Genomic DNA, 12160 nt, shown 5'->3' with positions numbered 1-12160 from the left:
CGACGATGAAAACAATGCATGTACCGAGTGCAGAGGAAGTTGAAAAAGAAGGCTTGTATCGTGAGATGGGCTTAAGTGATGAAGAGTTCCATCGGATAAAAGAGATTCTAAAGCGACAACCCAATTATACGGAAGTAGGAATTTTTTCAGTCATGTGGTCAGAGCATTGTAGCTATAAAACATCAAAGCCTTTGCTGCGCAAGTTCCCGACAAAAGCGCCACACGTTTTACAAGGTCCAGGTGAAGGAGCTGGAGTCGTTGATATTGGAGATAACCAAGCAGTTGTATTTAAAGTGGAGAGTCATAATCATCCATCCGCTGTGGAGCCATTTGAAGCCGCTGCGACTGGAGTAGGCGGCATTGTTCGTGATGTATTTTCAATGGGAGCAAAGCCAATTGCAGCCTTGAATTCCTTACGCTTTGGCAGTTTAGATTCCACGCGAACCAGAGAGCTTTTTCAAGAAGTAGTACGTGGGATTGCCCATTATGGAAATACAATTGAGGTTCCAACTGTTGGTGGTGAAATTCAATTTGATACGTGCTATGAGGAAAATCCATTAGTGAATGCGATGGTGGTCGGCTTACTTCAGCATGATGAAGTGCAAAAAGGAATTGCAGCAGGAGTTGGCAACCTTGTCATATATGCCGGAGGAGACACGGGCCGAGATGGTATCCATGGGGCTACATTTGCTTCCGATGATTTAGGAGAAGAAGCAGAGACCAATCAGGCTGCCGTTGCTATTGGTAATCCAGAACTAGAGAAGCGGTTAATTTCTGCCTGTTTGGAATCGATTCATTCGGACGCATTAATTGGAATGCAAGATATGGGGGCAGCAGGACTTACTTCGTCAGCAAGTGAAATGGCAAGTAAGGCAGGTACCGGAATTGAAATGAATTTGGACCTCGTTCCGCAGCGTGAAAAGAATATGACCGCATATGAGCTCATGCTCTCTGAATCGCAGGAGCGTATGCTGCTTGTAGTGAAAAAAGGGAGAGAGCAAGAGATTATCGATATTTTCTCTAAGCATGATGTGTCTGCAGTCGTAGTTGGTAAAGTAATCGCGGAAAAAGCATTTCGCATTATCCAACACGGAGAAATGATGGCGGATATCCCAGTTGACGCCTTAGCGGAGGATGCACCTGTTTATGAATTACCTGCAAAGGAAGCGACTTATTATCAGGAGTTTCAAGCAATGCCTGCTTTTCTTCCTAAGGTTGATAACCCTGCAGAAATGCTGCGTACGCTTTTGCAGCAACCGACGATCGCATCGAAGGAATGGGCGTATTCACAATTTGATTCAGAAGCACAGCAGCAAACAATGGTTGGGCCGGGATCAGATGCAGCAGTAGTGAAAATAGCTGATAGTGAAAAAGCAATTGCAATAACAACCGATTGTAATTCACGGTATATTTACCTTGATCCAGAGGTAGGGGGAAGTATTGCGGTAGCAGAGGCAGCAAGGAATCTTGTAGCTTCAGGAGCGAAGCCACTCGCACTAACCGATGGGCTGAACTACGGAAACCCAACGAATCCAGAAGTATTTTGGCAAATGGAAAAAAGTGTAGCTGGTATTAGTAAGGCATGTGACATGCTTGGTACGCCAGTTATTAGTGGAAATGTTTCTTTATATAATCAATCAAAAGGAAAAGCAATTTTTCCAACACCGATTATTGGCATGGTTGGTCTATATACCTCATTAGATCATATTACTCCGAGTCATTTTCAGACGGCAGGCGATCTTATTTACGTAATTGGTGAAACGAAACCTGAGTTTGGTGGTAGTGAGCTTCAATTTGTGTTGGAAGGAAAATATGCTGGGAGAGCTCCAATACTAGATTTGGAAGTAGAGCGAAAACGTCAAGAACAGCTTTTACAAGCCATTGCAGCAGGAATTGTCTCTTCTGCACATGATCTGTCAGAAGGAGGGCTAGCTGTTGCGCTAGCAGAAAGCGTGTTTTCTAAAAAAGAGCTCGGACTCGAGGTAGAGCTAGTAGGTGATAGTACAACACAATTATTTAGTGAAAGCCAGTCACGCTTTGTTGTAACAGTAAAACGCGAGCATAAGGAACAGTTTGAGACATTGCTTGAGAATGGACAGCATATTGGGTATGTAACGGATGATTCAAGAATGATTGTAAAGGTGAATGGTAAGACAGTCATTGAAGAAGAGGTTAAAACGCTCAGCAAGCTATGGCGAGAAGCTATTCCAGCAAAGCTGAAATAAAACAAAAGTGGGGCATGGATAATGTTTGCGATTTGGGGACATGAAAATGCGGCAGAAATTACGTATTACGGGCTTCATGCCCTGCAGCATCGTGGGCAAGATGGGGCTGGCATCGTAACGAGTGATGGGCAACAGCTAAAGCTGCATAAAGAAGTTGGATTAGTAAATGATGTATTTAGTCGTGCCCAATTTGAGCGGCTTAGCGGACGCGCAGCAGTTGGTCATGTTCATTATATTGTAAACGGGGATGGCGGGCTAGATAATGTTCAGCCCCATCTCTTTCATTCTCAGTCTGGGAGTATGGCGTTCGCGCATATCGGTAATGTCATGAATGCACATCAGCTTCGTGGCGAACTAGAAAACGAAGGCAGTATTTTTCAAACAAAGGCAGATACAGAGCTTCTTGCACATCTGATTAAACGGAATGGCAATGCAATTACTGTTGCATCTCTTGCTGATGCGTTAGAGAAAATGATTGGAGCTTATGCTTTTATCGTCTTATCTGAAGAAAGGCTCTACGTTGCCCTTGATCCACATGGTATTCGGCCATTGTCGATAGGTAGGCTTGGTGAAGGCTATGTTGTTGCATCTGAGACATGTGCGTTTGATATTATTGGTGCAACTTTTGAACGTGAAGTATTACCAGGAGAAATTTTAACGATAAGTGATGAAGGTATCGAATCGAACCGCTTTGCGATTCGTGAGCAACGCAAGCTATGTGGGATGGAATATGTTTATTTTTCACGACCAGATAGCAACTTGAATTATGTGAATGTTCACGCTTCTAGGAAGCGCATGGGAATGGAACTGGCAAAGGAAGCGCCAGTAAATGCTGATGTCGTAACAGGTGTACCTGATTCAAGTATTTCTGCTGCAATTGGTTATGCGGAGCAAAGTGGTCTTCCATATGAAATGGGTCTTATTAAGAATCGGTATGTAGGGCGAACATTTATCAAACCCTCGCAGACACTGCGGGAGCAAGGGGTCAAAATGAAGCTATCACCACTGCACAGCATTGTGGAAGGAAAACGCATCGTTATGATCGATGATTCCATTGTTAGAGGAACGACGAGTATGAGAATTGTCCGCATGCTTAAGGAAGCAGGTGCGCTAGAGGTGCATGTACGAATTGCTTCTCCAGCAGTAAAAAACCCTTGTTACTATGGGATTGATATGTCCACGAAGCAGGAATTAATTGCCGCTAACTATTCACTAGAGGGAGTTTGCAAAAAAATAGGTGCTGACAGCCTAGCTTATTTAAGTCCAGAAGGCTTAGAACGCGCAATTGTAAAGGATCGGACAATTCATCAAGGCGTTTGTACAGCGTGCTTTACTGGGAATTATCCAGTGGTGGAAAAACAGCTGCAAACAACGTGGAAGCAACAATAATAAAAGGGCTGAGGTGTGAAGAGAATGTCGAATATATATAAAGATGCGGGCGTTGATGTAGAAAAGGGCTATGAAGCGGTTGAGCGAATGAAAAAGCATATTGCAAAAACAACAAGACCAGAGGTTCTCGGGGGAATTGGTGCCTTTGCTGGGTTGTTTGATTTAAGTGGTTTTTCCTACCGTGAGCCAGTACTTGTAACTGGAACAGATGGCGTAGGAACAAAATTAAAGCTTGCAATGGAAATGAATATTCATCACACCGTTGGCATTGACCTTGTAGCAATGTGTGTAAACGATATTATCGCACAAGGAGCACAGCCTTTATTCTTTCTTGATTACATAGCGTGTGGGAAAAATAATCCCGAAAAAATAGAGCAGCTTGTTGCTGGAATTGCGGATGGTTGTATACAAGCAGGTGCTGCCCTTATTGGTGGTGAAACAGCAGAAATGCCGGGAATGTATGAAGCGGATGAATATGATCTTGCAGGGTTTACGGTAGGTATTGCTGAAAAATCAAAGCTGATTACAGGAGATGCCATCACTATCGGTGATCTAGTAATTGGCTTACCATCGAGCGGGCTTCATTCGAATGGATTTTCTCTTGTACGCAAAGTATTGGCAGAAAGTAATCTTCAAGCAATTCCACAAGGCTTTGAAAAAACGTTAGGCGAGATTTTGCTTACCCCAACAAAAATTTATGCAAAGCAAATTGCAGCTATTGCAAAAATAACTACGATAAAAGGGATTTCACACATTACTGGTGGCGGATTTTATGAAAATATCCCTCGTATGCTGCCACAAGGCTTAGGAGTAAAGCTAGATGCTTCCTCTTGGCAGCTGCCAGACATATTTACATATATTCAACAAAGAGGAAATCTTTCTTTAGAGGAAATGGCTGGGGTCTTTAATATGGGAATCGGTATGGCAGTTGTTGTCGATAAGTCGGTAGCGCAAAACGTAGTAGAATGCTTACAGACAGAAGGTGAAATTGCAGCTATTATCGGCGAAGTGATCGAAAAAGAGGGGGTTCAAATACAGTGGTAAAGCAACCGAAAGCTGCTGTGTTTGCTTCTGGAACAGGCAGTAATTTTCAAGCCTTGATGGAATCAACGCTTGCCTGTGACATTTGTATGCTCGTTTGCGATCGTGCGGAGGCCGAGGTTGTTCAGAAAGCACGTCATTTCCAGCTAAGAACAATCCAATTTGATCCAACACGTTTTTTATCAAAGCAAGACTATGAGCAGATGCTCGTAGAGAAGCTACACGAAGAAAAAATAGAATGGATCTTTCTGGCGGGCTATATGCGAATAATAGGTCATATTCTACTTGAAGCATATGAAGGTAAGATTATTAATATTCATCCATCCCTGCTTCCGGCGTTTCCGGGTAAGGATGCAATTCGTCAGGCATGGGATAGAAAAGTGAGAACAACAGGTGTGACCATTCACTTCGTTGACGAAGGAATCGATACGGGAGCGATTATTGCACAGGAATCGGTCGCTATTTCACCAGAGGATACGCTCGATTTACTCACACAAAAAATACATCAAGTCGAGCATCGCTTGTATCCGAAAACAATTAATCTGTTACTCCATTCGTGTACGAATAAATAGCAATGCAATTAATTGGCCGGATTTATTCAACTGTATGGCTACTATTACTTGAAGAAGCAAGCCAGGAGAAGCTAGGACAGATACAGGCGTATGCCTGCTGTGTATGCGTCCTGCTTTCGTGAAATGTAACGGAATTATAACTATTATATGAGGAGCAAAGACAATGAAAAAACGTGCACTAATTAGTGTCTCAGACAAACAAGGCATCACTGATTTTGCTAAGCAGTTAGTAGAATTCGGCTATGAGATAATTTCAACAGGTGGAACGTTAACAGCGCTCCAAAAAGCTGGTATACCGGCGATTTCTGTAGAAGATATTACTGGTTTTCCAGAAATACTAGATGGAAGAGTGAAGACGCTACACCCATTTATTCATGGTGGTATCTTAGCAAAGCAAGCAGATCCTGAGCATGTAAGCCAGTTAAAAGCACATTCTATTGAACGAATTGATATCGTCATCGTTAATTTATATCCATTTAAACAGACACTCCTAAAAAAGGGTGCTACTCGAGCAGATAAAATAGAAAATATTGATATTGGTGGGCCTACAATGCTCCGTGCAGCTGCCAAAAACTATGAGAATATTACCGTTGTTGTCGATCCAGCAGATTATTCCCGCGTCTTAGAAGCACTGAAGAATAATAAAGTACATGACGAGCTCCGGAAACAGCTTGCAGCTAAAGTGTTTCGTCATACCGCAAATTATGATGCCATGATTTCTGGCTTTTTTAACGAAATAACCAATGATGAATTCCCGGAAACATACACGGCTACCTATGAAAAGGTACAAACGTTGCGCTATGGAGAAAATCCACATCAGCGTGCAGCATTTTATCGTGATCCACGGCAAGAAGTATTAAGTATCGCGGCAGCCAAGCAGCTTCATGGAAAAGCACTTTCCTATAATAACATTCAGGATGCAAATGCTTGCTTAGAAATTATCAGCGAGTACAAGGAGCCAACAGTTGTTGCGGTAAAGCATATGAACCCGTGTGGCATTGGAGTAGCTGATTCCTTGTACACTGCTTTTCAAAAAGCATATGCAGCAGACCCAATTTCTATTTTTGGAGGGATTGTTGCGGTGAATAAGGAAATCGATCAATCGCTAGCTGAGCAATTAAGCGGAATTTTTCTTGAGATTATCATCGCACCAAGCTTTACAGAGGAAGCACTTGCTTTGTTAACAACAAAGAAAAACATCCGTTTATTGACCCTATCGATGGACGAACTTCCTTCAATGAGCCATAAGCTTACAAGTGTAAATGGAGGCTTGCTCGTCCAAAGTATGGATCATGCACGTGTGAAGGAAGCTGACCTAGAGTTTGTAACGAGACGAAAGCCAACAGAAGCAGAGCTCTGTGATTTACTGTTTGCTTGGAAAGCAGTAAAGCATGTGAAGTCCAATGCAATTGTACTGGCAAAAAAACAACAAACGGTTGGCATAGGGGCAGGACAGATGAACCGTGTCGGAGCTGCAACTATCGCGATTAACCAAGCTGAAGAGCAGGCAATTGGTGCGGTGCTTGCATCAGATGCATTCTTTCCAATGCCTGATACAGTAGAAGCAGCTGCAAAGGCTGGAATTACTGCCATTATTCAACCAGGTGGATCAAAGCGTGACCAGGATTCGATTGATGTTTGCAACGAAAATGGTATCGCGATGGTGTTTACAAAGGTTCGTCATTTTAAACATTAATCGTGGTCGATGATATTGTTCGAAGCGAGCGATAAAAAACAGGGGCAAACCTATTCATTCTCAGAGAATAGAAAAAGCTTTGAAGGTAGAAAAAAGCAAGCTATATATCTGCATAAAGAGACCTGTGGAAAACGTCCGCTTGTAGTGCAAGTAACGTGTAATAATTTATAGAGTAAGACGTACTAAGCGGAAAATAGTGTTTAAACATCATATACAAGGAGGCATATGCATGAAGGTGTTAGTTGTAGGACGTGGGGGAAGAGAGCATAGTATTGCAATGAAGCTGTCAAAGAGTGTCCAGCTTGATAAACTCTATGTTGCACCAGGCAATGCCGGAATGGAAAAAATAGCAGAATGTATACCAATTAAAGAAACGAATATCGAGGGACTGCTCACGTTTGCCAAAGAAAATCAGATTGACCTAACGATTGTCGGACCAGAAAACCCACTCATGGCAGGAATCGCCAATCGCTTTCAGCAAGAACGGCTACCAATTTTTGCACCTACAAAAGAAGCGGCGATAGTAGAAGGAAGTAAAAGCTTTGCTAAAGCATTTATGATGAGACATGCCATTCCTACTGCACAGTATGAAGCATTTACAGATGCAGCGAAAGCGAAGCAATTTGTAAAAGAAAAAGGAGTCCCAATCGTCATTAAAGCAGATGGTCTTGCAGCAGGGAAAGGCGTTGTTGTCGCAGAAACAATCGAGGCAGCCGATGAAGCCATTGATGATATGCTCGTTGCTAAAGCATATGCGGAAGCAGGAAATAAGATTGTAATCGAGGAGTTTTTAGAGGGAAAAGAATTCTCTTTAATGGCATTTGTTCATCATGACAAGGTGTATCCAATGGTGCCTGCTCGTGACCATAAGCGTGCGTTTGATGGTGACAAAGGACCAAATACAGGTGGAATGGGTGCTTATGCGCCTGTTCAGGATGTTGATCAACAAATGCTAGCGTACGCAACTACAGCCGTTTTACAGAAAACGGTCGATGGTCTGAGGGCAGAAAACCGCCCATTTACAGGGATTCTGTATGCGGGGTTAATTCAAACAGCGGAAGGTACAAAGGTGATTGAATTTAATACGCGCTTTGGTGATCCAGAAACGCAGGTTGTTTTACCTTTACTAGAAAATGATTTGCTGCAAGTGCTGACAGATGTTCTCGCAGGCAATAATCCGCATTTATCGTGGGCACAAGAAACGTGTATAGGAGTCGTATTAGCAGCAGAAGGCTATCCAGAGCAATATAAAAAGGATGCGCCTGTTCCAGAACTTCTCGAGGATGGGTCCTTTATTGTTTATGCAGGAGTGAAGCAGACAAAAGCTGATGCCCGTTTGACTTCTGATGGTGGTCGGGTCCTCCTTGTTGGAGCAAAGCATGCGAATATACAAGAAGCAAGAAAAAATGTATATCGCACATTAGCGCTTTGCTCAGACCAAAACTCGTTTTTTTACCGTCAAGATATTGGGCAGGAGCTATAAGAAACAGAAAAGCTACATAAGATTACCTTGATGTGTCGTTATATATATGCGGCACTTTCTTTTATTCTCGTACGAACAAGCTTGACGCTATCAAAGGAGAATCCTACCTTTTTTAGGAAAAAAAAGAGATTTCGCAATTTGTCACAAAAAGTTTACTTTCATTCTTCAAAACTTTACAGTGTAAAAGCATAAAGTGTGTTAAACTAAAAAAAATTACAAAAATCACTGGAGAGTTGTTTTATGATGGAGAATTGGAATTGGAGAAATCGAGAATTACGAAAGCATGTTAGCGTTTTAGATGGGATCACATCTCCGACATTAGTTCTCACAAATGCTGTTTATTTAAATATGTATACGAAAGCATGGCTAGAGGCTAATATTTGGATTTATGATGAACGGATTGTATACGTAGGTGATGCAATGCCATCTCAGCAACAAGGAACAGAAATCGTGGATTGTACAGGTAAGTATCTTGTTCCAGGGTATATTGAACCACATGCACATCCCTTCCAATTATATAATCCAGAAGAACTTGCATATCATGCCGCTAAATTTGGTACCACAACCCTTGTTAGTGATAGCTTAATGTGGCATTTTTTAATGGATGACAAGAAAGCGTTTTCTTTATTGGATGCGTTTCAAAAGCTACCAATATCGATGTATTGGTGGGCGCGATATGATTCGCAAACTGCTTTACAGGATGAGGAAAAGCTGTTTAATACGAGAACTGTCCTTGATTGGTTAGCACATCCTGCTGTACTGCAAGGAGGAGAGCTTACTTCATGGCCAAATCTCTTAAATGGTGATGATCGGTTACTGTATTGGATTCAAGAAACAAAGCGACTTGGCAAACCAGTTGAAGGCCATTTTCCAGGGGCATCAGAAGAAACATTAACAAAGCTAAAGCTTTTAGGGGCGAGTGGGGACCATGAGTCTATCTCTGGAAAGGATATTGTCAAAAGGCTGCAGCTTGGTTATGAGGTTGGCTTACGCTATTCTTCTATTCGACCTGACCTGCCAAAGCTTATTTCTGAAATGCTACAAGAGCAGCTGACGACCTTTGACCATCTGACAATGACAACAGATGGGGCAACACCTGCTTTTTATGAACGTGGATTATTAAATGTTTGTATTGAAATTGCAATTGAAAATGGGCTGCCAGTTGAAGAAGCGTATCGAATGGCTTCCTTTAACGCGGCAAAGCATTTACGAATGGAAGAACAGCTCGGCAGCATCGCTCCTGGACGCGTCGCACATATAAATATGTTAGCGGCGAAGGATAATCCACACCCGGTAGATGTCATCGCAAAAGGAAAATGGCTTGTTCGAAATGGCGAAGAAGTGGAGCGTGCACGAACGATAGATTGGCAAGATTATGGGATCGATTCATTTGCCGTGGATTGGGATCTTACAATACATGATTTACAATTCTCATTACCACTTGGATTAGAGATGGTGAATGACGTTATTATGAAGCCATATGTGATTCAAACAGATCTCACGCCAGATATTCTGCCAGATAACCGACAAGATGCTTTTTTACTTCTTTTGGACAGGGAAGGAAAGTGGCGGGTTAATACGACAATAAAAGGATTTACAAACCGTCTAGGAGCAATTGCTAGCTCGTATTCTACAACAGGTGATATTGTCTTTATTGGTAAGAGTAAGCCAGATCTCCTTCTCGCTTGGAAAAGAATGAAAGCGATTGGTGGAGGAATTGTTGTTGTGCATCAAAGAGAGGTGCTTATCGAAATTCCACTTACACTAGGTGGGGTTATGTTTGATGGGGGAATGGAGACATTAATTGCCAAGGAAAAAGAGTTGAAGCAGCATTTAGAAGCATTTGGTTATCCATTTGCTGATCCGATATATAGTATCTTATTTTTATCCTCTACGCATTTGCCCTATATTCGTATTACCCAGCAAGGGATTATGGATATAAAGAAAAAAGCTGTCCTCTTCCCAGCTACGATGCGATAGCATATAATAGAAGCTGAGCTATTCAATTAGTCTAGCTTCTGTTATTTGCTTTTACTTCATTTGCAGAAGCGAAGCTGGGGAAACAGTTTTTTTATGATCAAGCGGTTGAAAAAGGGTGAGACTCCTTGAAATAGCGTCCGTTCAAACTCCCTACTGATTTAAATAAGCTCTCGTAGATACGATAGATTTTTTTAGGAAGCGTGTGTGCATTTATCCCTGAAAATTAAACGACAATCAAGCGAGGCTTATTTGATAAAAAAATAACATAGAATTAAAAAATCAACTTTAGTAGAAGGTGTTGGGGAAATGAAAAAATGGGTATCAATTTTATTCGTAGTTGCTATTACGGTATTTGCATTGACAGCATGCTCCAAGGACGATCAAAAAGCAGAAGACAATGAAGACAGAGAGAATAAGGTTTCGGAAAAGTCTCAAGCACCTAAGGATGTGTATCCGTTAACTGGGATTGGAACAAATGAAAAAGTGGATCAACGAATTGTTGGTGTGATGGTAAACAATCATTCCAATGCAAGACCACAAACGGGATTATCAAAAGCGGATATCGTTTTTGAAATATTAGCAGAAGGAAAAATCACACGTTTTTTAGCATTATTCCAAAGTGAGCAGCCAGAGGTTGTGGGGCCAGTTCGAAGCGCAAGAGAATACTATTTTGAGTTGGCAAATGGCTATGATGCACTTTATATTTATCATGGTGCTGCTCGATTTGTGGATGACATGATTAAGACACGCGGAATTGAGCATTTAAATGGTGCGTATTATGATAATGACGGACATCTTTTTAAGCGCGAAAGCTTCCGAAAAGCACCGCATAATTCCTATTTACAGTTTGATGCAGTAGTCGATGTTGCAGAAGAAAAGGGCTACGATATGAAACGGAATTATGAGTCATTGCCGTTTTTAACGAAGGATGAAATAAGTGCGCTTGAGGGTGAGCAAGCAGCACATGTTGAAATTGTCTATTCAACAAATCCAATGGAAATTGTAGAATATGATTATGATGAAGCAAGTGGGAAATATAATCGCTCGAATGATCGTGAACAAACCGTAGAATTAGAAACAAAGGAAGCCATTCAAGCAGACAACGTATTTATTATCCAAACGCATCATGAAATCATTGATGATGATGGTAGACGAGCAGTTGACATCGAATCAGGTGGAGAAGCATACTTACTACAAAAAGGAAAGCTTCAGAAGCTGCAATGGGAAAATCGAAATGGCCGAATTCTACCAATAAAGGATGGACAGCCTGTCGGATTCGTACCAGGAAAAACATGGATTAATGTTATTCCGTCAAGCCCTGGATTGGAACAGTCTGTACATGTTTCAAATGAGTAGTGCAGGAGGCGTCTTATATGCAAATTGATAAGTTACGAGGGGAACAGCTAGATCAGCTTTTTGATGCGATTCTCTCATTAAAGGATCGAGAAGAATGCTATCGCTTTTTTGATGATATTGCGACGATGAGTGAAATCCATTCGATTTCTCAGCGGCTTCAGGTTGCCAAAATGCTAACCGAAGGACAAACATATAGTGTCATCGAAAAAGAAACAAAAGCATCCACTGCTACGATATCCCGGGTGCGCAGATGTATTAATTATGGTAGTGACGGGTATAAAATGGTTCTCGATCGTATGAAAAAAAAGAAAGAAAAATAATGGAGGGGCAACCCATAAGTCATGCAAGGCTTATGAGCTGCCCCTTATCGTTTGGTTCTGAATAAAAGCCAATAGATAGACCTCGCTAAATCGTAATC

At 41.7% G+C, this 12160-nt stretch carries 9 protein-coding genes; all 9 read left to right on the top strand.

The features are described from left to right. Nucleotides 1–5 precede the first annotated feature (5 nt). The 9 genes from purL (at nt 6) to SPK86_RS12065 (ending at nt 12062) form a co-directional block, all read left to right on the top strand. The gene (purL, locus tag SPK86_RS12105; protein ID WP_284141359.1) at nt 6–2225 is read left to right on the top strand and encodes a phosphoribosylformylglycinamidine synthase subunit PurL; all 2220 of its coding nucleotides are present in this window, start codon (nt 6–8) and stop codon (nt 2223–2225) included. Between the two features lie 21 nt (nt 2226–2246). Beyond that, nucleotides 2247–3614 carry an amidophosphoribosyltransferase gene (purF, locus tag SPK86_RS12100; protein ID WP_330949471.1) on the top strand — a complete coding sequence of 456 codons (1368 nt, stop codon included), beginning with the start codon at nt 2247–2249 and terminating at the stop codon, nt 3612–3614. A 24-nt stretch (nt 3615–3638) separates the two neighbouring features. Continuing rightward, nucleotides 3639–4658: a phosphoribosylformylglycinamidine cyclo-ligase gene (gene purM, locus SPK86_RS12095; protein WP_284141361.1), complete on the top strand. Its 1020-nt coding sequence runs from the start codon at nt 3639–3641 to the stop codon at nt 4656–4658. Then, nucleotides 4652–5227, top strand: a complete 576-nt coding sequence (gene purN, locus SPK86_RS12090) for a phosphoribosylglycinamide formyltransferase (protein WP_330949470.1) — start codon at nt 4652–4654, stop codon at nt 5225–5227. Before purM ends, purN begins: the two co-directional genes overlap by 7 nt. A 163-nt stretch (nt 5228–5390) precedes the next feature. Then, nucleotides 5391–6923 (top strand): bifunctional phosphoribosylaminoimidazolecarboxamide formyltransferase/IMP cyclohydrolase, encoded by a 1533-nt coding sequence (gene purH / locus SPK86_RS12085; RefSeq protein ID WP_330949469.1) that lies wholly within the window; start codon nt 5391–5393, stop codon nt 6921–6923. Between the two features lie 229 nt (nt 6924–7152). Continuing rightward, nucleotides 7153–8406 (top strand): phosphoribosylamine--glycine ligase, encoded by a 1254-nt coding sequence (gene purD, locus SPK86_RS12080; protein ID WP_284141364.1) that lies wholly within the window; start codon nt 7153–7155, stop codon nt 8404–8406. Between the two features lie 240 nt (nt 8407–8646). Further along, nucleotides 8647–10386: an adenine deaminase C-terminal domain-containing protein gene (locus SPK86_RS12075; RefSeq protein WP_330949468.1), complete on the top strand. Its 1740-nt coding sequence runs from the start codon at nt 8647–8649 to the stop codon at nt 10384–10386. A gap of 306 nt (nt 10387–10692) precedes the next feature. Beyond that, entirely contained in the window at nt 10693–11742 is a 1050-nt protein-coding gene (locus SPK86_RS12070) for a DUF3048 domain-containing protein (RefSeq protein ID WP_330949467.1), read from the top strand. A 17-nt stretch (nt 11743–11759) separates the two neighbouring features. Further along, nucleotides 11760–12062, top strand: a complete 303-nt coding sequence (locus SPK86_RS12065) for a YerC/YecD family TrpR-related protein (RefSeq protein WP_284141367.1) — start codon at nt 11760–11762, stop codon at nt 12060–12062. The last annotated feature ends 98 nt before the right edge of the window (nt 12063–12160 follow it).

Origin of the sequence: Virgibacillus sp. MG-45, from assembly GCF_036409425.1 — a bacterium.
Lineage (GTDB): Bacteria > Bacillota > Bacilli > Bacillales > Amphibacillaceae > LDC-1.
Note: the sequence above shows the minus strand (reverse complement) of the source record. Positions and strands in the feature narration are given on the sequence as shown.

Bases quoted from the DNA above. Each gene is read 5' to 3' on its own strand.
- purL (WP_284141359.1), top strand. From the start codon at position 6: ATGAAAACAATGCATGTACCGAGTGCAGAGGAAGTTGAAAAAGAAGGC.
- purF (WP_330949471.1), top strand. From the start codon at position 2,247: ATGTTTGCGATTTGGGGACATGAAAATGCGGCAGAAATTACGTATTAC.
- purM (WP_284141361.1), top strand. From the start codon at position 3,639: ATGTCGAATATATATAAAGATGCGGGCGTTGATGTAGAAAAGGGCTAT.
- purH (WP_330949469.1), top strand. From the start codon at position 5,391: ATGAAAAAACGTGCACTAATTAGTGTCTCAGACAAACAAGGCATCACT.
- purD (WP_284141364.1), top strand. From the start codon at position 7,153: ATGAAGGTGTTAGTTGTAGGACGTGGGGGAAGAGAGCATAGTATTGCA.
- SPK86_RS12075 (WP_330949468.1), top strand. From the start codon at position 8,647: ATGATGGAGAATTGGAATTGGAGAAATCGAGAATTACGAAAGCATGTT.
- SPK86_RS12070 (WP_330949467.1), top strand. From the start codon at position 10,693: ATGAAAAAATGGGTATCAATTTTATTCGTAGTTGCTATTACGGTATTT.
- SPK86_RS12065 (WP_284141367.1), top strand. From the start codon at position 11,760: ATGCAAATTGATAAGTTACGAGGGGAACAGCTAGATCAGCTTTTTGAT.